This is a genomic window from Acinetobacter sp. CIP 102136 (assembly GCF_000369685.1).
Classification (GTDB): domain Bacteria; phylum Pseudomonadota; class Gammaproteobacteria; order Pseudomonadales; family Moraxellaceae; genus Acinetobacter; species Acinetobacter fasciculus.
In genome coordinates this window covers 93,429-118,434 of record NZ_KB850142.1, presented here as the reverse complement: position 1 = coordinate 118,434, position 25,006 = coordinate 93,429, and the positions used below count along the sequence as shown (strand labels likewise).

Below are 25,006 nucleotides of genomic sequence, written 5' to 3'. Positions count from 1 at the left end.
ACTGTCCTGTAACCAATTCTTCATGAATATTCTTTTGCTTCAATGCTTGAAAAAAGCGACGCAATAAAATACATATTATGCACCTGTTCTGTGAAAAAAGATGCACTATTGTGCAAGCACAATGTTACTTATGCTATATAGCCCAAATCGATTTCAATGATCAATAATATCGACTTTAATCTCACACCACTGTTATACAGTTTCACGTATAATTCAATAAATTTCTAAATAAAAAAGGATACAGCTGATGAGCGCACGTCACTCACGACTGATTATTTTAGGTTCTGGCCCTGCAGGCTATAGCGCGGCAGTATATGCAGCGCGTGCAAACTTGAAACCTACCCTGATTGCAGGCTTGCAACTGGGCGGTCAGCTGACCACGACGACTGACGTCGATAACTGGCCGGGTGATCCCGAAGGCTTGACTGGTCCAGCATTGATGGAACGTATGCAGGCACATGCAGAGCGTTTTGGCACTGAAATCGTGTATGACCATATCAATGAAGTGGATCTTAGCCAGCGCCCGTTCGTGTTAAAAGGCGATATGGAAGAATTCACCTGTGATGCCCTGATTATCTGTACCGGTGCAACTGCACAATACCTCGGTCTGGAATCTGAAGCAGCCTATATGGGTCAAGGTGTCAGTGCTTGCGCGACTTGTGATGGTTTCTTCTATAAAAACCAGAAAGTGATGGTTGTAGGGGGCGGTAATACCGCTGTTGAAGAAGCGTTGTATTTATCTAACATTGCTTCTCACGTGACTCTGGTTCACCGTCGTGATTCACTACGTTCTGAAAAGATCTTGCAAGATCATTTATTTGCCAAAGAAAAAGAAGGCAAGATCAGCATTATCTGGAACCATCAGGTCGATGAAGTTCTCGGTGATGCACAATCTGGCGTGACCTCGGTTCGTCTTAAATCAACTCAAGATGACTCTACTCAAAACATTGATGTGACGGGTATGTTTGTGGCGATTGGTCACAAGCCAAATAGCACCATGTTCGAAGGCCAGTTAGAACTTCGTGACGGCTATATCCAGGTGCAAAGCGGTACTGCAGGTAATGCAACACAAACGTCGGTACCGGGTGTATTCGCAGCCGGTGATATTGCAGACAGCATTTATCGTCAGGCGATTACTTCTGCGGGTTCAGGCTGTATGGCTGCACTGGATGCGGAAAAATATCTTGATGCGATGGGTAAACTAGACTAAGCAGCAAGAATAAAAAAGCCGCCCATTCAGGGTAATGCCAGTCAGTTAAGCAGACATTAGAAAAATGTAGTAAAAATGAGTGTATGCCAATACGCTCATTTTTTTTATGACTTTATCTGAAAATTTAGATTGCACCCTTCAACATTCTTTGCCTTCACTCAGCCATTTCAGTGAACTCATTGATTTAAACTGGATTAAAGAAAGCCTACATCAAACAGGTAAGGCTTCTATCAGGAGAAGAAAATTACCTGCCGAACATGTGGTATGGCTGGTAATTGGGCTTGCCCTATTTCGAGATCAACCGATCGGGTATGTCGTAGAGCAACTAAAACTTGTGTTTGGTACAACAGAATATTGTGTCCCCAGTGCAGCAGTGCAAGCACGACAACGTTTAGGACGAGAGCCCTTGAATACCTTGTTTTCTCTACTCAGCCAAGCCTGGTTTGAAGAATCCCAACAGCAATACTCAAACTTTCATGGCCTTAGTGTATGTGCTGTTGACGGGGTGGTTTGGTCTATGCCTTATACAGACGAGAATTTTGAACACTTTGGCTCATCTAAGGGTAAAACCGCTGCAGCCCCTTATCCACAAGTGAGAGCAACCTGCCTGGTAAATACCAGCACCCATGAAATCATTGATGCCCAAATAGGTAGCATGGATCAGGGTGAACTTACACTGGCAAATCGATTATGTCCTCCATCGCATAGTATTACCTTGTTTGATCGAGCCTATTTCTCTGCTGATTTCTTGATTGACTGGCAAACACGAGTAGAAGCCAGTCATTGGTTAATGAGAGCAAAAGATAATTTACGCTATGAGATCATTAAACGTAATTCCCCGCATGACTTTCAAATCAAAATGCCTCTTTCAGCTAGAGCCAGGAAGCTAAATCCATCATTAGGAGAATATTGGGAAGCGCGTTTGATTGAAGTTGAGCAGGCAGGGAAAATTAGACGTTATATCACTTCATTAATGGATTCAAAGGCATATCCACTGATAGGCTTGGCGAAGCTTTATGCCCAGCGCTGGGAAATAGAAATGTGTTACCGAGAAATCAAAAGTGATTTACAGGAAGGTAAGCATTTGAGGAGCAAGCAACCTGATTTAATTTATCAAGAATTATGGGGGGTCTTCATTGCCTATAATATTCTAAGAAGACAAATGAAACATATGGCTCAACGTGCAAAAGTCAGTCCTTTGAGAATCAGCTTTCATATTGCATCTATCGGTATCCTGAATATATTAAGATTTGACTCTTTAGACTCCGCAGGGAATTTACCTAAACATCTAGAAAGTTTACTGGAGAAATCTAAGAGGTATGTTTTGCCTGAGAGAAGGGTTAGAAGTTGCCCACGAGTTGTGAAAGGAAAACCACAGAAATACCCAAGAAAATGCCAGTCAATTTCTTAACTGACTGGCATTAGCCCATTATGGGCGGCTTTTTTATTGCTAGAATGAGATGATGATTTATCTATAGATTTATGTCGGGTCTGCCATGTCTTTACTTCCTCCCTCAGAATTCATTTTTCCCAATCCGGTCGAGGTTGATCCTGAAGGTGAAGGACTGATTTGTATTGGTGCCGACCTCTCCCCTTCTACACTTTATGAAGCCTATACGCATGGATTATTTCCATGGTTTTCAGAAGGTGATCCGATTTGCTGGTGGAGTCCGGAACCACGCTGCATTATTCGCCCCGAAGATTATCATCCAAGCAAATCCCTGCTACGCAATATGAAAAAGCAGGACTATAAAATTACGGTCAATCATGCTTTTGAACGGGTGATTCGTTCCTGTTCATTGCCGCGTGCTTATGCAGACGACACCTGGATCAGTGAAGATATTATCGCAGGCTATTGCGACATGTTCGACGCAGGATATGGCTATAGCATTGAGGTCTGGGATGAAGATCGCGTCGTCGGTGGACTTTATGGTGTGACCATTGGTCAAGGCTGTTTTGGTGAATCCATGTTTAGTACGCAAACCGATGTTTCTAAAATGGCTTTCTACACTTTAATGCTGATTGGACAGGAAAATAAACTACCCTGGATCGACTGCCAACTGGTGAACGATCACCTGTTAAGCCTGGGTGCCTGTACACTTTCTCGCCAAGCCTATCTTAATTCTTTACAAGATATTGTAAAAAAGCCTGCTATCGATTGGAAAAAGTATCAGGAAGGTGTATTTTCAAGTAAAACAATAGCGCAAAACGCGCGCTTAAGTGAATGAAAATAACAGAGGGTAGTTGTTATGAACTCTTATCAGCCAAAGGCCCTACTGAACGATTTACAGTACTATATTACGCCGCCGCATGATTGTAGCTATTTGCCCAACAAGTCAGCGCGCATGGTTTTTCTGGATCCTGCACATCGTATTGATGTAGTAACTTTATCGGAACTGTCACGTACCGGTTTCCGCCGCAGTGGTGATTTCGTCTATCGCCCCGAATGTCATCTGTGTCGTCAATGTCTGTCTTCGCGTGTACCCGTTGCTGAATTCCGCATGAACAGTTCACAAAAAAAAGCCGGGAAACGGAATCAGGATCTGGTGATGAAAATTACCAGTCCAGAGCACGCCGGGGACCTGCATTATGCGCTGTATGAACGCTATATCAATGAACGCCACGCAGATGGCGATATGTTCCCACCCACTCGGGATCAGTTCGAAAAATTTTTATTACAAAGCTGTACCGACAGCTTCTTTCTAGAGTTATGGCAAGGTGAGCGTCTAATCAGTGTTTCAACCTGCGATCTGCTGGATGATGGCATCTCTGCCGTCTATACCTTCTTTGATCCGGATGAAAATCGCCGCTCACTCGGTGCTTTTGCGATCTTAAAACAGATTGAACATGCACAAAAGCTGGGCTTGCAATTTATCTATCTGGGTTATTGGGTACCGCATTCTAGCAAGATGAATTACAAATCTCAGTATCTGCCACTGGAACTCTTGATCGATGGACAATGGCGACGTTTAAATCATGCCCTGAGTGCCACGGAGATTCAGCACTTGGGAAACTCATTAATGACGACCTTACCCAGCGGATGGAATCACCAGATTATTAAATAAGGTCGTCAGCTTTTATGATTTAAACAGACTGGCAAAATCATCCGTACATGCTTTCACCATAATGATGGCATGTTCACGGCTTCCGTTGGCATTTGGATAATAGTTCTTACGCAGATCAATCTGATGAAAGCCTGATTTTTCATAAAGCTTGATCGCAGCCTGATTACTCTCGCGCACTTCCAGGAAAATCTGCACCGGATTATTTTTTAGCATCGTCACTGAAGCCTCCAGCAACTGATAGCCCAAACCCTGACCTTGCTGTGCCGGATCAATTGCCATGAGCAATAAATTGGCTTCATCCAGCACCGGTTGTAAAATACAAAATCCGGCCACCTGCCCTTGCACTTCAATCACGGTACTTTGATAAGCCGTTACAGCATCTTTGAACTGTTTTAAAGTCCAGGGATGGGATTGAACCGATCTCTCAATCTTTGCAACGGCTTCTACATCCGCTGCTTGCATTAAACGAATCATCTTCGTTCATCTTATATAGAATCAACCTCCGCATTATAGAAACTTCATCCAAAAAATCGAGCAAAAAAAAGAGCGATTTTAATCGCTCTTTGATCTTCAGTTCTGTCACAGACCCAATTTGGCTTTCCAAGTCGCCAACAACTGATCTGTATGATGATCATTCGGATGGAATCCCGGTTTAAAATACATCAGCATTTCTTTCGCCATACCCGTAATGACACCTTTAGAAGGACTATAGGCATAGGTATAAATGGCTTTTAAGGACTCAAGATTGAATTGCTGATCCTGTTTAAGCAAACGGGCGAGGAAATAGCTTTGCACCACAAATAAGGTTGCCATTGCGATGACCAAGGATGAAGTACGCAGTGCATAGGCTTTTAGGCCTTTGCCAAAAACTCCTTCAAAGACATCATATGCAACTGCCTTATGTTCATTTTCCTCGATGGCATGCCATAACCACATGGTTTTCATGGTTTCATCTGTCATCAATTCCTGAATGTGACTATTGGTCAAAAGCTGTGAGGCAATGGTTGCAGTGAAATGCTCAAGTGCCGTGGTTGCAGTCAAATCTACCATTTCTTGGGTAATTCCCACAGGCTTACCCAGTTTAGCCATGACTTTACGTGTCGTTTGAATGACTTTATCGGTATAATGATCAAGCGTCTCGACATCATGCCCATGTTTTTGCGCAGATGCATTAAAGCCGATATGCTCGTGAGTATGCATGGCTTCCTGACCAATAAAAGCGGAAATTTCTTTTTGTAATGCTTCATTATTGGCAATTGCAGGATGTTTACGCACCGCACGGACTGAATCTATAAAAAACTTTTCTCCTGCTGGAAATAGCGCAGATAATGCCGTCATAAAATGAGTGAGACCTGCTGAACCATTCATCCAATATTCCGGTACAGCATCAAAATCAAAGTTCATGCGACGAACTGGAAAACTAGCACCGGCACGATTGGTAATATTTACTTTCGCATTCATGTGACCACTCCCATCAGGCCAATCCAGGCCCGAAAATTTAATATTCATATTCTTATCTGTATATTACGTGGTAATTTTTTTTACATAAGTGCAGTTTAGGTCAAGCCGATATCAGATAAGGACAGCTTTTAAAATCATTGTCAGACAATTTATTTTTAGTTTTATAAAAGTTTAGATCAAAAAAAAGCGCCTCAAAGAGGCGCTTTTCTTACACAATCAGCGATTATGCAGTTACTTTAGCAACTACACCAGCACCAACTGTACGACCGCCTTCACGGATCGCAAAACGTAGACCTGGGTCCATTGCGATCGGGTGGATTAGCTCTACTGACATCTCAACGTTGTCACCAGGCATAACCATTTCCACACCTTCTTTAAGCGCGATCGCACCAGTTACGTCCGTAGTACGGAAGTAGAACTGTGGACGGTAACCGTTAAGGAATGGAGTGTGACGACCACCTTCTTCTTTAGAAAGTACGTATACTTCTGCATCGAATTTAGTGTGTGGCTTGATCGCACCTGGTTTAGTCAATACTTGACCACGTTGTACGTCTTCACGCTTAGTACCACGAAGAAGAACACCACAGTTCTCGCCCGCACGACCTTCGTCAAGAAGTTTACGGAACATCTCTACGCCAGTTACTGTAGTAGTTTGAGTATCACGGATACCAACGATTTCTACAGACTCACCTACTTTAACGATACCAGTCTCTACACGGCCAGTTACTACTGTACCACGACCAGAGATTGAGAATACGTCTTCAATTGGCATAAGGAATGGAAGGTCAATTGCACGCTCTGGCTCTGGAATGTAAGAGTCAAGTGCTTCAACAAGCGCAACTACCGCTGGCTCGCCGTATTGGCTGTCATCACCGTTAAGCGCAAGAAGAGCAGAACCACGGATCACTGGAGTGTCATCACCCGGGAAGTCATAAGTAGAAAGAAGTTCACGAACTTCCATTTCAACTAGCTCAAGAAGCTCTTCGTCGTCTACAAGGTCGCATTTGTTCAAGAATACAACGATGTAAGGTACACCTACCTGACGAGAAAGCAGGATGTGTTCACGAGTCTGTGGCATAGGACCATCAGTCGCAGCACATACAAGGATCGCGCCGTCCATCTGAGCAGCACCAGTAATCATGTTTTTAACATAATCGGCGTGACCCGGGCAGTCTACGTGAGCGTAGTGACGAGTTGGAGAATCGTATTCTACGTGTGAAGTATTAATTGTAATACCACGTGCTTTTTCTTCTGGTGCAGAGTCGATTGCAGCGTAGTCTTTCGCTTCGCCACCGAATTTCTTCGCACATACAGTTGCAATTGCAGCTGTTAAAGTTGTTTTACCATGGTCAACGTGACCAATTGTGCCCACGTTAACGTGTGGCTTATTACGTTCAAACTTAGCCTTAGCCATGAGATCTTCCTTTTTAAACTACTCATGCAGGATCACTGCATGAGCACTTGGGTTTAACTATGAATTAGTTTGGGCTTATAGTAATCGAAAGATTACTCGTCGTCACCTTTTTTACCGCCAGATTGGAACTTAGAAATGATGCCTTCAGCCACGTTACGTGGAGTTTCAGCATATTTAGCAAATTCCATAGAGTAAGTCGCACGACCTTGAGACATAGAACGCATATGAGTTGCGTAACCAAACATCTCAGCCAATGGAACTTCAGCACGAATGGCTTTAGTACCACCAGGAAGATCGTCCATACCCTGAACCATACCACGACGACGGTTTAAGTCACCCATGATATCGCCCATGTAGTCTTCTGGAGTTTCTACTTCAACTTTCATGATCGGTTCAAGAAGGATAGGATCCGCTTTCATGAAACCATCACGGAAGGCATAAGAACCCGCCATTTTGAACGACAATTCATCAGAGTCGACGTCATGGTAAGAACCATCAAACAATGTCGCTTTAATGCCAACTACTGGGTAGCCAGCCAAAACGCCATTCTTCATACGTTCTTGAATACCTTTGTCAACCGCGCCGAAGAATTCTTTAGGTACAACACCACCTACAACTTCTTCAACGAATTCGTAATCTTTTTCAGATTCAGGATCCATCGGTTCTAAACGTACGTATACGTGACCGAATTTACCTTTACCACCTGTTTGACGTACGAATTTACCTTCTTGCTCAACAGACTTTTTGATCGTTTCACGGTAAGAAACCATTGGCTTACCAATGTTCGCTTCAACACCGAATTCACGCTTCATACGGTCAACAATGATGTCAAGGTGAAGCTCACCCATACCAGCAATAATCGTTTGACCAGATTCTTCGTCTGTACGAACGCGGAATGATGGATCTTCTTTCGCCAAGCGACCTAAAGCAACTGACATTTTTTCTTGGTCAGCTTTAGTTTTAGGCTCAACTGCAAGTGCAATTACTGGCTCTGGGAATTCCATACGCTCTAGTGTAATGATGTGGTTTTCATCACATAATGTATCACCAGTAGTCGTGTCTTTAAGACCTACACATGCCGCGATGTCGCCCGCACGAATTTCTTCGATGTCATGACGATCGTTTGCGTGCATCTGTACGATACGGCCAACACGCTCACGCTTCATTTTTACTGGGTTATAACACGGGCTACCCGCTTTAAGAACACCAGAATAAACACGTACGAACGTTAAGTTACCAACGAATTTGTCGTTCATGATTTTGAATGCTAACGCAGCAAACGGTGCTTCGTCAGACGCTTCACGAGAACCTTCAGACTCAGCTTTGTCATCAAGGATACCCTTGATCGCTTCAACGTCAGTCGGTGCTGGCAAGAATTCAATTACTGCATCCAACATACGTTGAACACCTTTGTTCTTGAACGCTGAACCACAAAGCATTGGTTGGATTTCGTTCGCTAATGTACGCTTACGGATACCGCCAACGATTTCTTCTTTAGTAAGCTCTTCGCCTTCTAGGTACTTGTCCATGAGTTCTTCTGATGCTTCCGCAGCAGCTTCAACCATGTTAGTACGCCATTCTTGAGCTAGCTCAAGTAATTCAGCAGGGATTTCGCCATATTCGAACTTCATACCTTGAGATGCTTCATCCCAGATAATCGCTTTCATTTCGATTAGGTCAACAACACCCTGGAAGTTTTCTTCTGCACCAATTGGAACAACGATTGGCACTGGATTACCGCCAAGACGTGTTTTAACTTGTTCAACTGCACGGAAGAAGTTCGCGCCAGTACGGTCCATTTTGTTAACGAACGCAATACGTGGAACTTTATATTTATTTGCTTGACGCCATACAGTTTCTGACTGCGGCTGAACACCACCTACAGCACAGTAAACCATGCACGCACCGTCAAGAACACGCATAGAACGCTCAACTTCGATCGTGAAGTCAACGTGTCCCGGGGTGTCAATTACGTTAATACGGTGTTGTTCGAACTGGTTGCCCATACCTTTCCAGAAGCATGTTACAGCTGCTGAGGTAATGGTAATACCGCGTTCTTGCTCTTGTTCCATCCAGTCCGTAGTTGCCGAACCTTCGTGAGTTTCACCAAGTTTATGGCTCTCACCTGTGTAGAACAAAATACGTTCAGAAGTGGTTGTCTTACCTGCGTCGATGTGCGCAGAAATACCAATGTTACGGTAACGAGAAATTGGGGTTTGACGTGCCATGATTTCTAGCATTCCTAAATTTTGTTGTTTAAAACAGGACGCTTTAAGCTGCATAGCAACTTAAAGCGCTTTGGTGACAGAACCATGACGGTCTTGTCACCCTCCTGAATAGGGCCTGTTTTATCTGCTTAGAAACGGTAGTGAGAGAATGCTTTGTTGGCTTCAGCCATACGGTGCACATCTTCACGTTTCTTAACCGCAGCGCCTTTGCCTTCAGATGCATCAAGCAACTCGCCAGCAAGACGTAAAGCCATAGTTTTTTCAGAACGCTTAGCAGCAGCATCTACTAACCAACGCATCGCTAGAGCAGTACGACGGGATGGGCGTACTTCCATAGGAACTTGGTATGTAGCACCACCAACACGGCGTGCTTTTACTTCGACCATAGGACGAACTTTTTCAAGAGTAGTCTCAAAAAATTCAACTGGGTCTACTTTAGATTTTTCTTGAACGCGGTCTAAAGCACCGTAAACGATACTTTCAGCAATAGATTTTTTACCATCTTGCATTACGTGGTTCATGAATTTAGCGATTGTTTGGCTGCTGAACTTAGGATCCGGAAGGATTTCACGAGCAGCGACTACGCGACGTCTTGGCATTTTAAACTACCTATAAAGATGACACTTCAGGTTTATCCAGCATGAGTACAAAGTGTCATGTACTACTCGCTGGCCTTACTATACGTCGCTTGGAATTTTCACAAAATTAATGCAGAAATCAGACAAGCGAGACGATAAAGGATTGCGGTTCTACGTTCTTAAAATTTAATTCTTAACGAATTATTTTTTAGGACGTTTAGTACCGTATTTAGAACGAGACTGGTTACGATCTTTAACACCAGCACAGTCTAAAGAACCACGAACGGTATGGTAACGTACACCTGGTAAGTCTTTAACACGACCACCACGGATAAGAACAACACTGTGCTCTTGCAGGTTATGGCCTTCACCGCCGATGTAGCTAGAAACTTCGAAACCTGAAGTTAAGCGAACACGGCAAACTTTACGCATTGCTGAGTTAGGTTTTTTAGGTGTAGTTGTGTAAACACGTGTACAAACACCACGGCGCTGTGGACAAGCCTTCAACGCAGGAACTTTAGATTTTTCAACTAAAGTCGTACGACCCTTGCGGATCAACTGATTTGTTGTTGCCATTTGGCAATTCTCCCGTTAATAAAAAGCCCCAAAAAACTACTACTTTTTGAGGGCATGCAATTGTAATTCAAGATGCAAAATTGGTCAACCTACTCAAGCCAAGCAAATGCCGTTTCTCACGACATTTGCTTGCTTTTATTTACCTTCAAAATTCGCTTATTTTTTTGAATTTTTACCAGCTTTTTTGGTCACGTCTTGAGCTTCAGATTTAGTTTCCGAGTTTTCTTGATCCTCTGCACCCTGCTGTGAAGTCTCTGTAGCAGCTTCCGCCTCGTCAGCAGCTTCTGGATGCAGTTCAGCTTCGATTTCCGGATCAAATGAAGTTTTGGATAAAGCCGGTTGTTGCGACTGCTTATCTGCCGCAGGTTCAACCAACTCATCGTTGAGTGCCTCCAGCCCTTCACTCACCTTTTCATCTTTCTTCACTTCTGCTTCTTCAGAGCTTAGATCATTCTGCTCTTTTTTGACCAGCTTGACTTGGGTAATCGTGTTATTGCCTTCAATCGCAATATCTTTATCCATGATCAGATTATCTTTCGTAGGCTCAACTTCGTGAGAGGCACCATTTAGGAGTTTCGGAGTTGCCTGTTGCAACAAACTGACTGCTTTTTCATAGGCAGCATAAGGAGACAATTGCGAATCCTGATGCTGAATCAGGTATTGGCGTGCATGCGAGAATGCTTCCTGAGCTTTCTGATTTACATCCTCGACAAAACGATGGCTATATACAGCACCAATACCTGCACCCGCCAGAGGCGTCAGTTTGGTTAATCGCTCCAGAATAGAAATTTTTGGCAGATGATTCATCCATTCCCATTTAGCCTCTCCCTCATGACGACTTAACCATTGCTTGATGGCGCTGACATCATTATCAGAACCTAGCATGGCTTGTAACTGCGAGATATCATGAGTTTTAAGTGTATTACTTAAAGCTTTTAAACCTAATAATAAGGTCTGTTTTTCCGCAATCAGGCTCAGGTCAATCTGTCTAAAGATATGCTGAACGATTTCCTGATCATCTTCTTTACTCAGGTCAAAACCATAAGAGCGACCGACTTGATAGATGGTACGCAATGCCATGAGCAAAGAGGCTGGAATATCAATGGCAGTACCAAGCATCCCTGAAGCACCACTTACTGCACCCTGCACCGTTGCAATCCATTTGTTTTGTTCACTTAAAGCCTGTGAAATTCGCTTGGATCGATCGACGTCCTGAGTGAGTTCCTCTAAATCTTTCGCTCCCGCTTCATTCAGAATGGCATCAACCGAACTCGTTTGATTACTGAATTGATTGAGACGGTCATAAAAATAGTTAGACACTTTTTCGGTTAAGTCTGGAGAAACAAAATGCGCGACATTATTCACGGTATTAAAGCGGCGCCCGAGAAGTTGACGAGACACATTTGGAAGATGCTCACGAAGCATTTGCTGAGGATTATCATATTTTTTAGCTGAAAAAACGCTTTTCGTCTTCGCCGAACCGTCAATTACCTGATCGGAGCTGGAAGGCTTCAGCGCTTTAGTCACCGAATCCGGCGCAACATGATTCAATAAATCCAATCCGGTTGAACTGAACTTTTTCGCCACTCCAAAGGCATTCGAAATCAGACCATTAGATTGTTTATTATTAGCATTTACCATTTTTTACCTCAGCATTCATGTGCTTGTATTTGGTATAAATACTAGGTGTAGTCAGCGTTTATCTCAACTTTATTCTGTTTCATTTAGTAAAACCCCTACACGCCGACTCACAAACTCAACCGACTGTCACACGGCATAACATTTGCCATAAGATTTCAAAAGTCTTTCTGCTATCATGTTCCCCATCATGAAATAAGGCTAAGCGCTGGATTGGGCGATTTTAAAACCCAGATATCTGCGCTGAGCATAGAGCAAACTATAAGGATCTGTAGATGAAACGTGTTGTCATCACTGGCATGGGTATTAACTCATGTATTGGTAATACATTAGAGGATGTAAACCATTCTTTACAAAACGGGATTTCAGGAACACGTTTTAATCCGACTTATGCTGAACTCAATTTCAAAAGTCATGTCAGTGCTGCAGCCGAGCAGGATTTCGACGGGATCGACCGCAAACTGAAACGCTTTATGGGCGTATGTGCAATGTATGCGTACAACTCAGCTCTTGCTGCAGTTGAACATGCAGGTTTAAAGGTTGAAGATCTAGCTGGCAACCCACGCTATGGTATTGCAGGTGGTTCAGGTGGTGGTTCAACTGCTTCCGTTATTGAAATGAACGAATTATTGCAAACCAAAGGTGCACGTAAAGTCGGTCCTTTCTTTGTACCACGTAATATGACCAACACCATTACGGCTAACGTTGGCGTTGCATTCAAATTACAAGGTGTGGCGCATACCATTACCAGCGCATGTGCAACCTCTGCCGATGCGATTGGTTATGCTTACAACCTGATTCAACTCGGTAAACAAGATTTAATGCTGGCGGGTGGCGGTGAAGAAGATCACTGGTCACAAAGCTTGTTGTTTGATGCGATGGGCGCACTTTGCTCTAAATACAATGACAGCCCTGAAACAGCATCACGCCCTTATTCTGCAGACCGTGACGGTTTCGTGATTGCCGGTGGTGGTGGTTTTGTGATCCTTGAGTCTTTGGAACATGCGCAAGCGCGTTGTGCCAACATTCTTGCCGAAGTCGTAGGCTATGCAGCTAACTCAGATGGTGCCGACATGGTTGCACCATCTGGTGAAGGTGCAACACGTTGCGTACTGATGGCTTTAGAAGAAGCCAAACAACACGGTGTCGATAAAATTGACTATGTAAATACACATGGTACTTCTACTCCAGCGGGTGACATCACAGAACTTAAAGCAATGGAACGTGCTTTCGGTGAAGGTCAGGTTCCTCCACTCAGCTCAACCAAATCAATGACGGGTCACAGTCTGGGTGCTGCTGGTGTTCAGGAAGCGATTTATTCGGTTCTGATGATGCAAAATGACTTTATTGCGCCAAACATCAACGTGACCGAGCTGGATGAAGGCGCGAAACCGTTTGATATCGTGCTTGAAAAACGTGACGCAAAATTGAATACTGTGATGAGTAACAGTTTCGGTTTCGGCGGCGTAAATGCTTGTCTCATTTTCAAAAAATGGGAAGGCTAAGCTGCCCAGTTTAGGGTGACTTGATGGATGCTCCTTCTGATGCTTTCTTGTGGGTAAAAGCATTACATATTATTGCGGTGGTTTGCTGGTTCGCGGCTTTGTTCTACTTGCCACGGTTATATGTTTATCATGCCATGAGCGAAGATGCCGTCAGTCATCAGCGCTTTGAAGTCATGGAACGCAAGCTGTACCGTGGCATCATGTGGCCAGCCATGTTGGCTACCTTGATTACGGCGCACTTTTTGGTGGATTGGGGTGATGCAACGCGTCACTATCATGAAGCCTTATGGTTTTACCTTAAAGTCGGCCTGGTCGGCTTATTGGTGATTTACCATCTAATATGTGGTTATTACCGCAAGAAGCTGATTAATAATGCACATTACAAGTCACACAAGTTTTGGCGCTATTTTAATGAGATGCCAACCCTGATCTTATTTGCAGTGGTGATTTTAGTCGTGGTTAAACCTACTCTCTAATTCATCTACGTAATCAAAAAAATCCCCGATCAGTCGGGGATTTTTTTATCTAAATAACCTGAGTTCGATGAAATCCACTTAGCCTTTTAGCATATTTTGGAAAGTTGGCTTATTGGGGTTCAAGCAATAAGCCACTACAGCAGCCATAATATTCACCATGAAGTTGTTGACCGAACGATGACGTGAATGTTCAAGTTGCTGCAAATTTTTTAACTGATCATTTACTGTTTCGATCAATCCTCTTTTGCAAAGCAATTGTTTTTCTTGTTCAGTATGAATAGGTTTATTTTTCATATTCCTGCGTGATGGAGTCAATATTTTTAGTCCTCTGGCTGCTAAAGCTTCAGCTTTTGCTTTGCTCAAATAGCCTTTATCTCCGAGTAAAATTCCTTTTAACTCTTTAGTTAAAGATTCAAGTACAGCAACATCATGAACATTTCCTGATGTAAGTGTGAGATTAATAATTTCACCTAAATTATTGATAATCAGGTGTAATTTAAAACCATAAAACCAACCCGTACTACTTTTTCCACGACCGGCCAAACCTTTAAATACACGATGCCTTTTAATCCGAAGATTATGGCAAACCACCAATTTAGTGGAGTCAATGATACTGATTCCCGTGTCTTTTCCTTTCACTTGATGGAAGAAACTACTCAGAGCTTGCAAACAACGGGGCATGATTTCAATAAATCGGTTGTAGCTAAGCAGTTTAGGAAAAGCAGATTTCCAGAATGGAACGATCATTTGGCAATAAAAATATTTGAAGAATCTAAACCCGGATTGATGAAATAAAATGACAATGGTCATTGCTTCAGACAAGCTTAAAGCTGACTTTTTCAGCCTGGTTTTTTGATCAGAAATTAAAGCTTTCTCTAAAGACTCATTAAATTTTTTGCAGAAATCATCCAAAATACAAAATACAAAATAATTCGGTAATATGATCCATTGAAAAGCCTTGTTTTATAACATTTTGTCTTGAGAACCAATATGTTACAAATACAGGGCTTTTTTTTCTACTCTTTTTTTATATCGAACTCAGGTTAAATATTTAAATCTGCACACAGCTGTCCGTTTTAAGATTCAATTCAGAAAGTTTGTGTCTTGGAAATGACTGCACTATACATAACTCTTCCTCTTTTTGAGAAAATTACCTGTATTTTGAAAACTTGATTACTTTATTTTTATTCAATTTTTAATATAATATCTTAAAAATCAAAATACTATAAAAATGAAATCAGACTCATGTACACAACAAAAAAGAGTAATCTAGATATTTCTGAACGGACTCTTTCCTTTAGCTAACACAAAAACAAGATCATGAAAAATAAAAGGTCAATTATGCAGAACTTTTCATCCGCAGAAATTAAAACAGCCTCAACACCTGAAGCTCAAAAATTATATTCAGATGCTGTGAAAAACTTTAAAAAATTGCATGGCCCAAAGCTTAAGCTTCATCAAAAAATAAAAGCTCGCTTTCATTGGATTTTTGCTATTGGCGCGATTTATCTTGTATGGAATTCTAATAATCCACAACTGACTATTTCTGTACTTTTTCTTGGGCTGTTTACATTAAATGAAATAGAGGGTTTGTATCTATGGCTATATGCTCGAAAAACACGAAAACAATATTCCGACCAATACCTCAAGACATTTGGCAAGATCACCAAAGTTTCAAAATATGATCCCAAATTAAAGCAGCTTAATATTGAACTTAAATTTTATGATTTAAAAAATGAAACCCATAAAAAGACTTTTAATATTCGCTATCCCGATTTCTTAATTTTACAACCCATAGAAGTTAAACCTGAACAACTTGTAGGTCAATCAGTTGAAGTGTGCCTTACACCTGATTTAGCTCTTATTTTACAAATACGTGCTTATCATCCCAACCCTGACGAATTGCCAATTTTCACCCATAATTTCCACAAACACCCACTGTGGCAACGGCATGAAAATTATCTACTGCACCCAAGTTATTTTTATCCAGAATCCATGTTATCGATTCATTTTATCCGCAATGAATACGCTGGAAATTTTCAGCTTGTCTTTCGAGATTTGAATCAGGATTTTAGTGTTAGCACAGCATCACCAAGTTTAGAGCAGATCGAAAATTATATTTTTGCCTCATATTCGGATTTTTTTATGAAGCATGATGCCTTACAGCCCGCTTATAGTGAATACCGACAACTTAAGTTTAGCAATGAGCCAATAAAAATCGAATTGTGGAAAAATCAGACTAAACCAATGTCAAATCAGGAAATTCAAGTCGTTGTAAAACAAAAAAAGAAACGTGTATTGGTATGGATAATCCCGTGTTTGCTCATCATCCTTTTATCATCTTTGTTTGTTTCGCCAGTAGCAAGGGTTGCATTATTTATTCTATGTATTTATACCTGTTTAATTTATTTCGAATATACATCCAATCAAAGTAAATTTTATCAGCGCTGTGTTCCTCAACTTTAATTATCTGAATGATGATTTGGCTTTTTTAGAAAATAGAGGAAGGATGATTCACAAATTATTCTGCTTACAATAAAAAAATCCCCGATCAGTCGGGGATTTTTTTATCTAAATATTTAAGGATTGTCACGCTGACGCATACGTGGCTTATACAGCAGACGATAGGTCACTGCCAGAATAATCAACCATAAAGGACTGATCATCAGAGCCTTTAAGGTATCGGGTTCCAGACTTAGAATAATCAATGCAAACAATAAGAATGCTAATACCACATAAGACATCCATACTCCACCCGGCATTTTAAAGGTCGAAGCGGCATGCTTTTGCGGTTGCTGCTTACGGTAACGGATGTAGCACACCATGATGATACTCCAGATACTAATAAACAGGATCACACACAGCGAACTTGCCAGAGTAAAAGCTTCCATCGTGTTTGGTACAAAATACTGAAATGCCGCCCCCAACATAATAAAAGCACAGGAGAAAAATAACCCTGTGGCTGGTACTGCCCGACTAGATAACCGCGCCAAAGCCTGAGGCGCCTGTCCATCACGTGCCAAACCAAACAACATACGACTGGTCGAGAATACGCCACTGTTCATAGAGGACATCACTGACGACAATACCACCAGGTTCATGATAATGGCTGAAGTTGGAATACCGGCATACAGGAACAAACTCACAAACGGACTTTGATCCGCAGGAATCAGATGCCATGGTGTAACCGACATGATCATCAGCAACGATAATACATAGAACAGAATGATCCGCGTAGGAATGGCGTTGACCGCTTTGGGTAAGTTCTTTTCCGGATCTTTTGTTTCTGCCGCCATGGTGCCGAGCAGCTCCACCCCGACAAAGGCAAACATGGCAATCTGGAAGCCTGCCAGAAAACCAGTAAAACCTTTGGGAAATAAGCCACCATGTGCCCAGACATTACTAAAGCTGGCGACGGCGCCACTCGGTGCCTGAAAACCGCTAAACACCATATAACCACCGACAAAGATCAAACCAAGAATGGCTAAAATCTTGATTAGTGCGAACCAGAATTCAATCTCACCAAACAGTTTTACCGTCACCAGGTTAATCGCGAGAATAAACAGCACACAACCCACACTAATCATGGCCTGCCCCATCGGGGTAAAGGCCATGCCTTCGGGCAGCCAGAAACTCAGATAGTTAATAATCGCCGCGAGATCGGCAATCCCTACCAGCACCCAACCCAGCCAGTACGACCAGCCAATATAATAGCCAGCACCCGGCCCGATTAGGTCATGAGCCATATCAATAAAGGATTTGTAATGCAGATTAGACAACAGCATTTCACCCAACGCACGCATCAGGAAGAAGAACATGCCACCAATGATCATATAAATGATCAAAATTGAAGGGCCTGCCAGAAAGATGGTCTTTCCCGATCCCATAAACAGGCCAGTACCGATACAGCCACCAATGGCGATTAACTGCAAATGTCGGTTAGAGAGTTTTCGTTGCAACTCATGCGGCGACGATTTTACGTCTTCTGTGCTCGGGGTGGTTTTCATTTTTACATCCTTTTTAATCTTTACAACAGCATCAAGCTGAATTTACAACGTTCAGTCCTCGAACGCTTATTATGACATTTTCATACTTTTTACTGCGATGTTCAGTGAGATTTACTGCACTAAAACGACTTAAATGATTGCAGGGGAGATTTCAACATTAAAAATTAAATTAAGCTCGAGCTGCAATGACTGCAATTTCAATCAGCCAGTCCGGATTAACCAAATCTGCCTGAATCGTGGCACGTGCCGGCGTGCCATGACCTTGTAACCACTCTACCCAAAGCTGATTCACAGTTTGAAAATCATCCAGATTTTTCACGAACAGTTGTGCAGAAAGCAACTGGCTTTTATCAGTATTGGCCAATGCAAGCAATTCCTCAATTTTTGCAAAGACTTCCAGTGTTTGTCCGCGTACATCCAGATCCGTGCTATTCGGCACCTGACCCGATAGATACACGGTTTGCTGATGAATCGTCACCGCACTCATGATTTGATTGCTGTTGAGTCGCTGAATAGCTGTATTGTCCTGTCTCATGTTGATCTTCCTTGTTTGGGATATTGAAATAAAATTTAAATTAAAAATTTAAGCGTCAATCTGGAAATGAACCCGAGCGGTCACTGCACACATCAGCTCATAGCCGATGGTACCTGAACTGGCCGCCACGTCATCAATCGGCAAAACCACACCTTGGGAAGATTGCCCCCAAAGTACCACTTCACTACCGACATTCGTCTGCGGCAGTGCAGTCAGATCTACGGCCAGCATATCCATACTGACCCGACCTAATGTCTGTGTTTTGATTGAATCGACCAGCACAGGCGTACCCGTCGCCGATAGTCGTTGATAACCATCCGCATAACCACAGGCCACAATCCCGATCCGCATTTCCTGCGTGGCAATAAATTTGGAACCATAGCCAATGCTCTGACCTGACTGGATCATTTGAATGGCGATAATTTCACTGCGTAAGCTCATGCTCGGTTGCAGATTCCAGTCTTGAATCGTGTGTGTTGGATAATCTGGTGAACTGCCATACAGCATGATGCCGCTACGTACAATATCGGAATGAAGGGTTTGATGATGCCGCAGAATGGCTGCACTATTGCTGAGTGAGGTTTTACCCTCAAGTCCCTGAATGGTCTGGCTAAAAATCAGGTTTTGATGCTGAATCCCGTCCACGCTAAAACGCTGGCCATCCGCATCGGAGAAATGGGTCATATGGGTAATGGAACGGACAGTGTTCAGCTGTTGCAGCTCCTGCCAGATCTCTGCATATTGCTGCGGCTCGAAACCCAGACGGTTCATGCCACTGTTCATTTTCAAATACACATCAAACTGTGCATCCGGCGCTATTTCGGCAAACTGTTTCAGCCATTGCACTTGATGTCGGGAATGAATGGCAAAGCTCATTTCATGCTTCACACATGCAAATAAATCCTCAAAAGCGAAAATACCTTCGAGCAACATTAGCGGCTTCTTGCATCCCAGCGCACGTAGCCGCGCGCCCTCTTCAATATCCAGAAAGGCAAAACCGTCTGCACCTTCAAGTCCAGCATAGACACGTTCAATCCCGTGCCCATAGGCATTGGCCTTGACCACGGCAAATACCTGACTATTGGGCATACATTGGCGCGCCACACTTAAATTATGCGCAAGCGCCTGTTGATGGATAATTGCAGTAATGGGACGTGGCATACATTCCTCCTTGAATATTCCGCCTCAGATAGTCTTAAGCCGCCTGGTGATAGCGCGCCAATGAAAGACCTTCAGTGCTGATTTCAGGATCACGGGCCAAGACCAGATCGCTGATTAATTTCCCTGAACCGCAGGCCATGGTCCAACCCAGCGTGCCATGTCCAGTATTCAGGAACAGGTTTTTAAAACGGGTTTTCCCAATAATTGGCGTACTGTCCGGGGTCATTGGACGCAGTCCTGTCCAGAAACTGGCCTGATTCATGTCTCCTCCAGGGAATAAATCACGGGTCACCATTTCCAGCGTGCCGCGACGATCTTCATTCAGACCCAAATTAAAACCACTCAGTTCAGCCATTCCCCCTACGCGGATGCGCTGGTCGAAACGGGTAATCGCAATTTTATAGGTTTCATCCAGTACTGTAGATTGTGGTGCATAGGCCGGATCTAAAATCGGAATGGTCAGTGAATAACCTTTCACCGGATAGACCGGTAAATTCAGTTCAAGCGGTTTGAGGAAATCACGTGAATAACTACCAAAGGCCAGCACATATTTATCTGCCGTGAGTACCTGACCATTCACCAGAACACCTTTGATCTGGTCACCTTCTACAATCAGCTTTTCAACGTTTTGATTAAACTTAAACTCTACACCCATCCCTTTGGCATGTTCTGCCAGAGCATTGGTAAACAGATAGCAGTCACCTGTTTCATCATTGGGTAAATGCAGACCGCCTACCAGTTTGTCTTTTGCCTGTGCCAATGCCGGTTCTACACGCGCCAATCCATCGCGGTCCAGTAGTTCAAATTCAACTCCGGTTTCTTTCAGAACTTCAATATCGCGCTGCACCGCATCCAGCTGCGCATCTTTACGGAAAATCTGCAAAGTGCCTTTTGAACGGTTTTCATAAGAGATGCCAATATCACGGCGCAAATTACGCAAACAGTCACGGCTATATTCAGCCACACGCACCATCCGTTCTTTATTGACTGCATAATGCTGGGCATTACAGTTTTTCAGCATTTGTGCCATCCACTGCAATTGCCACAAGCTGCCATCGACATTAATCGCCAACGGTGCATGATGCTGAAACATCCATTTGACTGCCTTAAATGGAATACCTGGTGCAGCCCAAGGGGTCGAGTATCCTGGAGAAATCTGCCCGGCATTACCGAAGCTGGTTTCTTGCGCCGGACCTGCCTGACGATCCAACACAGTCACGGTTGCTCCCTGCTGCGCCAGATAGTAAGCGCTTGCCACACCAATCACACCACTACCCAAAACTAATACGCGCATTACCTTAACCCTCAAACATCTTTTCAGTTTATTTCACTAGTATATTTTTGCTTTAATAGTTAAATTCACTATATTCAGACTGTATATTCAGTGGAATAAATATTTTTTCGGGCAGAATTAAAAAAAAGAGGGAAATATTGATGCGCAAATTAGACCGCATTGACCGCATGATTCTGGATATCCTGCAACGCGATGGCCGGATTGCCATTAGCGAACTTGCAGCACGCGTCAATCTATCGACCACGCCCTGTTCAGAACGGGTAAAACGGCTAGAGCGCGAAGGCATTATCATGGGCTATTACGCCCGTTTAAATCCGGAAATGCTGGAGCGCAACCTGCTGGTTTTTCTGGAAATTAAACTCTCAGCCAAATCAGGTGATGTCTTTGATCAGGTGGCTCGTAATCTGACTGAGATTCCAGAAGTCCTGGAATGCCATTTAATTTCCGGTGATTTTGATTATCTGGTCAAAGCGCGTTTAAAAGAAATGAGTGCTTATCGGCGTTTACTGGGGGATTTACTGAAAAAACTGCCCGCTTCCGCCTCCTCGCACAGTTATGTGGTGATGGAAGAAGTCAAAGAAAGTTTATATCTGGATCTTGGCGGGTAATTATTTTTATCTTTCAACATTCAGCGCTCAAGCTGTTTCTAAAAAAATAATGCCCCAAATGGGGCATTATGGTGAACAATATATTTAGATATTTATTTTCGACTTAAAAATCAGGCCGGAATACGCAATACCTGTCCCGGGAAAATATCATCAGCATCTTTGAGCAATGGGCGATTGGCCTCAAAGATCTTATTGTACTGATTGGCATCACCATAAAATTCTTTCGAGATTTTTGACAAGCTATCCCCCGATTTTACCGTATAGAATTTGCTTTCCGGTTCAGGGCTGCTGACCGTAAGCTGATCATCCACTTTGGCCACATGATCAATATTCCCCACCGCCAGAATAATTTTTTCACGATCGGCCTGACTTTGCACCTGACCTCTGACCGTGGCCAGATCCGAGGTTGAATTATAACTGATGGATAAGCCCGTGATCGGAAGACCCAGACCTTTTACATGGCCCAGTAATTTATTTGCGACTTCTTGGGCAGAAGGCTCTGCGGGCTGTGCTGCTGCGGCTGGAGTAGTATTTGCTGGTGCGGCCTGCGGCTCTGCGGCAGCTGTATTTTTCTTACCGATACCTTTTACAAAATCAAAAAGACCCATATGGAACTCCATTCTTGTTGTTAATGTCATATCACTCTTATTTTTATAATGAAAATAGCCAAGGCATAGTTAGTCATTGGTGACAGAAAGGTAATCGATTGTAAAATTTCCATTTAGGTGAAAAGCAGACACAAAAAAACCACCGAGAGGGTGGTCTTTATGCTCAGCAAAGCTGAAATCGGCGATTAACCCAGTTTCTTAGAAACATAGTCAATTGCAGATTGAACAGTTGTGATTTCGTTAGAATCTTCATCAGGAATCGTGATGTCGAAATCATTTTCGAAAGACATAACCAGTTCAACTAGATCTAGAGAATCTGCACCTAAGTCATCCATGAAAGACGCTTCGTTTTTAATCTCTTCGATTTTGATACCAAGTTGTTCTGCAACTGCTTGCTTAACACGTTGTTCGATATCGCTCACAGGAATTCTCCTCATTGCTTGTGGCGTTTTTAATGCCGTTAGTTTAATTGAATCTAAAAAATTTGGAAAGTTTATACTTGAGCTTAGCTCATGTATAAGCCCCCATTTACATGCATAACTGTACCAGTAATGTAACTGGCTTTGTCTGAAGCCAGGAAACTTACAGCATTTGCGATATCTTGTGGGTCACCCAAACGGTTTAACGCCACTTGCTCAGTCATTTTTTTACGAATTTCTTCGCTTAACTGTTCCGTCATTTCAGTTGCAATAAACCCTGGTGCGACCGAGTTAACCGTAATCTGACGGCTACCCATCTCTTTGGCTAAACTACGACTAAAGGCTTCAATTCCGGCTTTGGCAGCAGAATAGTTGGCCTGCCCCGGGTTGGCAAAGTGTGCCACCACAGAGCTGATGTTAATGATGCGACCGAAACGTGCCTTGGTCATGCCTTTGAGTACACGCTTAGACAAACGGTAAACTGCTTTCAGGTGAATATTTAAAATATCATCCCAGTCATCTTCAGACATACGCAGCAGCAAATTGTCTTTGGTAATACCAGCATTATTGACCAACGCAAGGACTGGACCATAGTTCTGTTCAATGTCCGTTACCAGCGCATCAATCGCAGCACCATCACGTACATCTAGTACTTTTCCAGCGCCATTTTCAGCAAACTGTGCCGATAATTTTTCCGCACCTGCTTCAGACGTTGCAGTACCTACGACAAAATAACCGTCTTGAATCAACTGTCGTGCGATCGCAGCACCAATACCACGACTTGCACCTGTTACTAGAGCAACTTTACGTTCCTGTGTCATGCACTTTTCCCTTCTGCCGCCAATACGGTGTTTAATGCATCTTCCAGACGGGATTGACTGTCTAGTGGAAGTGCTTTTTGAATATTCGGCAAGCGTTTCGCCAAGTTGGTCAATACATTACCCGGACCACATTCTACGATGTACTCAATCCCTTCATCTTGAAGGAATTGTAAGGTTTTGGTCCATTGTACCGACTCATAAAGTTGCGCGGTCAATGCCTGACGCAATTCATCTACATTGGTTGCCGCTTGCGCACCCACATTTTGTAATACAGGAATGCGTGGTAGCTCAATGGCGGTTTGTTCCAATGCTGGCGCAAACTGTTCTGCCGCAGGTTTCATCAATGAACAATGCGATGGAACCGATACTGGTAGTGCAATGGCTTTACCGCCATTTTCTTTGGCTAATGCCATCACTGCTTCAACGCGATCTTTATTGCCTGCAACGACAACCTGCCCTTGCGCATTGTAGTTGGCTGCTTCAACCGAGCCTTCGCCTGCTGCAGTTGCTTGTGCACACAGCTCAATCACTTTGGCATCATCCAGACCCAAAATGGCAGCCATCGCACCCACACCCTGAGGTACTGCAGTCTGCATGAGTTTGCCACGCAGGTTCACCAACTTCGCAGCATCACCCAAGCTTAAAGCACCCGATGCGACCAATGCACTGTATTCGCCCAGTGAATGGCCTGCCAGATATTTCGGTGCTACACCGCCAGATTCCAACCACACGCGCCATAAGGCAATACTTGCAGTCAGCAATACCGGCTGGGTAAATTCAGTTTGATCCAGACCTTCGCCAGTTTGCGCAATCTGCCACAGATCAAAACCGACGGCTTCAGATGCTTCTGCAAATGTCTCGCGAATACTCGCAAACTGTTCTGCAAGCTCAGCCAGCATACCGGCCTTTTGTGAACCCTGACCCGGAAACACAAATGCAGTTTTTGTTGCTGGCGCTGCTTGTTCGAGTGGTGTAGCAGACATAATAAAATCCTTTCATTCAAGAGGTGTGCTTCTTCAATCCTAACAAGAAGACTGACCAATAAGACCACCTAAATCATTGTGGAGCGCAATTTAGCATGTAATTTTGTCGGCGGTAATTGCCAAATACAACAAAAAACCGATACACCTAAAAATCAAAGACAAAAAAAAGGGAGCTAAATGCTCCCATTTTTTCTACTAAGCTTGACGCTTAATACATCACCAATTATTCAGCAGATGCTTTAGCGAATAATTGACGACCACGGTAGATACCATCTTTAGATACGTGGTGACGACGGTGAGTCTCGCCAGTAGCTTGGTCTACAGTTAATGCATTCTCGGTTAAAGCGTCATGTGAACGGCGCATGTCACGGCGAGAGCGACTTTTACGGTTTTGCTGAACGGCCATGATGGCTCCTTAC

At 43.3% G+C, this 25,006-nt stretch carries 25 protein-coding genes; 8 read left to right on the top strand and 17 right to left on the bottom strand.

The window, feature by feature from the left end:
- Positions 1–247 precede the first annotated feature (247 nt).
- The 4 genes from trxB to F893_RS06035 all read left to right on the top strand — a co-directional run bounded on the left by trxB (position 248) and on the right by F893_RS06035 (position 4,275).
- On the top strand, positions 248–1,210 hold the full coding sequence (trxB, locus tag F893_RS06050; RefSeq protein ID WP_005251131.1) for a thioredoxin-disulfide reductase: 963 nt from the start codon (positions 248–250) through the stop codon (positions 1,208–1,210).
- Between the two features lie 106 nt (positions 1,211–1,316).
- Positions 1,317–2,621: an IS4 family transposase gene (locus tag F893_RS06045; protein WP_004729329.1), complete on the top strand. Its 1,305-nt coding sequence runs from the start codon at positions 1,317–1,319 to the stop codon at positions 2,619–2,621.
- An 85-nt stretch (positions 2,622–2,706) separates the two neighbouring features.
- Positions 2,707–3,438 (top strand): leucyl/phenylalanyl-tRNA--protein transferase, encoded by a 732-nt coding sequence (aat, locus tag F893_RS06040; protein WP_005251130.1) that lies wholly within the window; start codon positions 2,707–2,709, stop codon positions 3,436–3,438.
- Between the two features lie 21 nt (positions 3,439–3,459).
- Positions 3,460–4,275: an arginyltransferase gene (locus tag F893_RS06035; RefSeq protein WP_005251129.1), complete on the top strand. Its 816-nt coding sequence runs from the start codon at positions 3,460–3,462 to the stop codon at positions 4,273–4,275.
- A 12-nt stretch (positions 4,276–4,287) separates the two neighbouring features.
- Here F893_RS06035 and rimI read toward each other — a convergent pair whose 3' ends face one another.
- The 7 genes from rimI to F893_RS06000 all read right to left on the bottom strand — a co-directional run bounded on the left by rimI (position 4,288) and on the right by F893_RS06000 (position 12,173).
- Positions 4,288–4,749: a ribosomal protein S18-alanine N-acetyltransferase gene (gene rimI / locus F893_RS06030; protein WP_005251127.1), complete on the bottom strand. Its 462-nt coding sequence runs from the start codon at positions 4,747–4,749 to the stop codon at positions 4,288–4,290.
- Between the two features lie 105 nt (positions 4,750–4,854).
- Positions 4,855–5,736 carry a metal-dependent hydrolase gene (locus F893_RS06025; protein WP_005251126.1) on the bottom strand — a complete coding sequence of 294 codons (882 nt, stop codon included), beginning with the start codon at positions 5,734–5,736 and terminating at the stop codon, positions 4,855–4,857.
- Positions 5,737–5,959: 223 nt separating this feature from the next.
- On the bottom strand, positions 5,960–7,150 hold the full coding sequence (gene tuf / locus F893_RS06020) for an elongation factor Tu (protein WP_004646112.1): 1,191 nt from the start codon (positions 7,148–7,150) through the stop codon (positions 5,960–5,962).
- A gap of 92 nt (positions 7,151–7,242) precedes the next feature.
- Positions 7,243–9,378 (bottom strand): elongation factor G, encoded by a 2,136-nt coding sequence (gene fusA, locus F893_RS06015; protein WP_005251123.1) that lies wholly within the window; start codon positions 9,376–9,378, stop codon positions 7,243–7,245.
- Between the two features lie 128 nt (positions 9,379–9,506).
- On the bottom strand, positions 9,507–9,977 hold the full coding sequence (rpsG, locus tag F893_RS06010) for a 30S ribosomal protein S7 (protein WP_004279240.1): 471 nt from the start codon (positions 9,975–9,977) through the stop codon (positions 9,507–9,509).
- Positions 9,978–10,157: 180 nt separating this feature from the next.
- Complete coding sequence (rpsL, locus tag F893_RS06005; RefSeq protein WP_002050319.1) at positions 10,158–10,532, bottom strand: 30S ribosomal protein S12; 375 nt, start codon at positions 10,530–10,532, stop codon at positions 10,158–10,160.
- Between the two features lie 156 nt (positions 10,533–10,688).
- On the bottom strand, positions 10,689–12,173 hold the full coding sequence (locus F893_RS06000) for an EcsC family protein (RefSeq protein ID WP_005251121.1): 1,485 nt from the start codon (positions 12,171–12,173) through the stop codon (positions 10,689–10,691).
- A gap of 272 nt (positions 12,174–12,445) precedes the next feature.
- Between F893_RS06000 and F893_RS05995 the strand changes: the two genes are divergently transcribed.
- Both F893_RS05995 and F893_RS05990 read left to right on the top strand, forming a co-directional pair.
- Positions 12,446–13,675, top strand: a complete 1,230-nt coding sequence (locus tag F893_RS05995) for a beta-ketoacyl synthase N-terminal-like domain-containing protein (protein ID WP_005251120.1) — start codon at positions 12,446–12,448, stop codon at positions 13,673–13,675.
- Between the two features lie 23 nt (positions 13,676–13,698).
- Positions 13,699–14,151 carry a CopD family protein gene (locus F893_RS05990; RefSeq protein WP_005251118.1) on the top strand — a complete coding sequence of 151 codons (453 nt, stop codon included), beginning with the start codon at positions 13,699–13,701 and terminating at the stop codon, positions 14,149–14,151.
- Between the two features lie 78 nt (positions 14,152–14,229).
- Here F893_RS05990 and F893_RS05985 read toward each other — a convergent pair whose 3' ends face one another.
- On the bottom strand, positions 14,230–15,093 hold the full coding sequence (locus F893_RS05985; protein WP_081400834.1) for an IS982 family transposase: 864 nt from the start codon (positions 15,091–15,093) through the stop codon (positions 14,230–14,232).
- Positions 15,094–15,492: 399 nt separating this feature from the next.
- Between F893_RS05985 and F893_RS05980 the strand changes: the two genes are divergently transcribed.
- Positions 15,493–16,617 carry a hypothetical protein gene (locus F893_RS05980; RefSeq protein ID WP_005251116.1) on the top strand — a complete coding sequence of 375 codons (1,125 nt, stop codon included), beginning with the start codon at positions 15,493–15,495 and terminating at the stop codon, positions 16,615–16,617.
- 113 nt (positions 16,618–16,730) lie between these two features.
- Here the strand turns inward: F893_RS05980 and F893_RS05975 are convergent, their stop codons facing one another.
- The 4 genes from F893_RS05975 to F893_RS05960 all read right to left on the bottom strand — a co-directional run bounded on the left by F893_RS05975 (position 16,731) and on the right by F893_RS05960 (position 21,148).
- Complete coding sequence (locus tag F893_RS05975) at positions 16,731–18,158, bottom strand: amino acid permease (RefSeq protein ID WP_005251115.1); 1,428 nt, start codon at positions 18,156–18,158, stop codon at positions 16,731–16,733.
- Positions 18,159–18,327: 169 nt separating this feature from the next.
- Positions 18,328–18,693 (bottom strand): RidA family protein, encoded by a 366-nt coding sequence (locus F893_RS05970; RefSeq protein WP_005251114.1) that lies wholly within the window; start codon positions 18,691–18,693, stop codon positions 18,328–18,330.
- A gap of 48 nt (positions 18,694–18,741) precedes the next feature.
- A complete protein-coding gene (alr, locus tag F893_RS05965; RefSeq protein ID WP_005251112.1) occupies positions 18,742–19,854 on the bottom strand; it encodes an alanine racemase in 1,113 nt (370 codons plus the stop codon).
- Between the two features lie 34 nt (positions 19,855–19,888).
- Positions 19,889–21,148, bottom strand: a complete 1,260-nt coding sequence (locus F893_RS05960) for a D-amino acid dehydrogenase (protein WP_004646103.1) — start codon at positions 21,146–21,148, stop codon at positions 19,889–19,891.
- Between the two features lie 140 nt (positions 21,149–21,288).
- Between F893_RS05960 and F893_RS05955 the strand changes: the two genes are divergently transcribed.
- Complete coding sequence (locus tag F893_RS05955; protein ID WP_005251109.1) at positions 21,289–21,756, top strand: Lrp/AsnC ligand binding domain-containing protein; 468 nt, start codon at positions 21,289–21,291, stop codon at positions 21,754–21,756.
- 110 nt (positions 21,757–21,866) lie between these two features.
- Here F893_RS05955 and lysM read toward each other — a convergent pair whose 3' ends face one another.
- The 5 genes from lysM to rpmF form a co-directional block, all read right to left on the bottom strand.
- Positions 21,867–22,364 carry a peptidoglycan-binding protein LysM gene (lysM, locus tag F893_RS05950; RefSeq protein ID WP_005095992.1) on the bottom strand — a complete coding sequence of 166 codons (498 nt, stop codon included), beginning with the start codon at positions 22,362–22,364 and terminating at the stop codon, positions 21,867–21,869.
- Between the two features lie 185 nt (positions 22,365–22,549).
- Positions 22,550–22,786, bottom strand: a complete 237-nt coding sequence (acpP, locus tag F893_RS05945; protein WP_004646101.1) for an acyl carrier protein — start codon at positions 22,784–22,786, stop codon at positions 22,550–22,552.
- 83 nt (positions 22,787–22,869) lie between these two features.
- Complete coding sequence (fabG, locus tag F893_RS05940; protein WP_005251106.1) at positions 22,870–23,604, bottom strand: 3-oxoacyl-ACP reductase FabG; 735 nt, start codon at positions 23,602–23,604, stop codon at positions 22,870–22,872.
- Positions 23,601–24,587 (bottom strand): ACP S-malonyltransferase, encoded by a 987-nt coding sequence (gene fabD, locus F893_RS05935; protein WP_005251104.1) that lies wholly within the window; start codon positions 24,585–24,587, stop codon positions 23,601–23,603. The genes fabG and fabD overlap by 4 nt, the downstream gene beginning before the upstream one ends.
- 223 nt (positions 24,588–24,810) lie before the next feature.
- Positions 24,811–24,993, bottom strand: coding sequence for a 50S ribosomal protein L32 (rpmF, locus tag F893_RS05930; RefSeq protein ID WP_004279227.1), 183 nt, complete (start codon positions 24,991–24,993; stop codon positions 24,811–24,813).
- Positions 24,994–25,006: the final 13 nt, after the last annotated feature.

Bases quoted from the DNA above. Each gene is read 5' to 3' on its own strand.
- rpsG (WP_004279240.1), bottom strand. From the start codon at position 9,977: ATGCCAAGACGTCGCGTAGTCGCTGCTCGTGAAATCCTTCCGGATCCT.
- F893_RS05980 (WP_005251116.1), top strand. From the start codon at position 15,493: ATGCAGAACTTTTCATCCGCAGAAATTAAAACAGCCTCAACACCTGAA.
- fabG (WP_005251106.1), bottom strand. From the start codon at position 23,604: ATGACACAGGAACGTAAAGTTGCTCTAGTAACAGGTGCAAGTCGTGGT.
- F893_RS05975 (WP_005251115.1), bottom strand. From the start codon at position 18,158: ATGAAAACCACCCCGAGCACAGAAGACGTAAAATCGTCGCCGCATGAG.
- F893_RS06000 (WP_005251121.1), bottom strand. From the start codon at position 12,173: ATGGTAAATGCTAATAATAAACAATCTAATGGTCTGATTTCGAATGCC.
- rpmF (WP_004279227.1), bottom strand. From the start codon at position 24,993: ATGGCCGTTCAGCAAAACCGTAAAAGTCGCTCTCGCCGTGACATGCGC.
- rimI (WP_005251127.1), bottom strand. From the start codon at position 4,749: ATGATTCGTTTAATGCAAGCAGCGGATGTAGAAGCCGTTGCAAAGATT.
- fabD (WP_005251104.1), bottom strand. From the start codon at position 24,587: ATGTCTGCTACACCACTCGAACAAGCAGCGCCAGCAACAAAAACTGCA.
- lysM (WP_005095992.1), bottom strand. From the start codon at position 22,364: ATGGGTCTTTTTGATTTTGTAAAAGGTATCGGTAAGAAAAATACAGCT.
- F893_RS05955 (WP_005251109.1), top strand. From the start codon at position 21,289: ATGCGCAAATTAGACCGCATTGACCGCATGATTCTGGATATCCTGCAA.
- alr (WP_005251112.1), bottom strand. From the start codon at position 19,854: ATGCCACGTCCCATTACTGCAATTATCCATCAACAGGCGCTTGCGCAT.
- F893_RS06035 (WP_005251129.1), top strand. From the start codon at position 3,460: ATGAACTCTTATCAGCCAAAGGCCCTACTGAACGATTTACAGTACTAT.
- fusA (WP_005251123.1), bottom strand. From the start codon at position 9,378: ATGGCACGTCAAACCCCAATTTCTCGTTACCGTAACATTGGTATTTCT.
- F893_RS06045 (WP_004729329.1), top strand. From the start codon at position 1,317: ATGACTTTATCTGAAAATTTAGATTGCACCCTTCAACATTCTTTGCCT.
- trxB (WP_005251131.1), top strand. From the start codon at position 248: ATGAGCGCACGTCACTCACGACTGATTATTTTAGGTTCTGGCCCTGCA.
- rpsL (WP_002050319.1), bottom strand. From the start codon at position 10,532: ATGGCAACAACAAATCAGTTGATCCGCAAGGGTCGTACGACTTTAGTT.
- F893_RS05970 (WP_005251114.1), bottom strand. From the start codon at position 18,693: ATGAGACAGGACAATACAGCTATTCAGCGACTCAACAGCAATCAAATC.
- tuf (WP_004646112.1), bottom strand. From the start codon at position 7,150: ATGGCTAAGGCTAAGTTTGAACGTAATAAGCCACACGTTAACGTGGGC.
- aat (WP_005251130.1), top strand. From the start codon at position 2,707: ATGTCTTTACTTCCTCCCTCAGAATTCATTTTTCCCAATCCGGTCGAG.
- F893_RS05995 (WP_005251120.1), top strand. From the start codon at position 12,446: ATGAAACGTGTTGTCATCACTGGCATGGGTATTAACTCATGTATTGGT.
- F893_RS05990 (WP_005251118.1), top strand. From the start codon at position 13,699: ATGGATGCTCCTTCTGATGCTTTCTTGTGGGTAAAAGCATTACATATT.
- F893_RS06025 (WP_005251126.1), bottom strand. From the start codon at position 5,736: ATGAATGCGAAAGTAAATATTACCAATCGTGCCGGTGCTAGTTTTCCA.
- F893_RS05960 (WP_004646103.1), bottom strand. From the start codon at position 21,148: ATGCGCGTATTAGTTTTGGGTAGTGGTGTGATTGGTGTGGCAAGCGCT.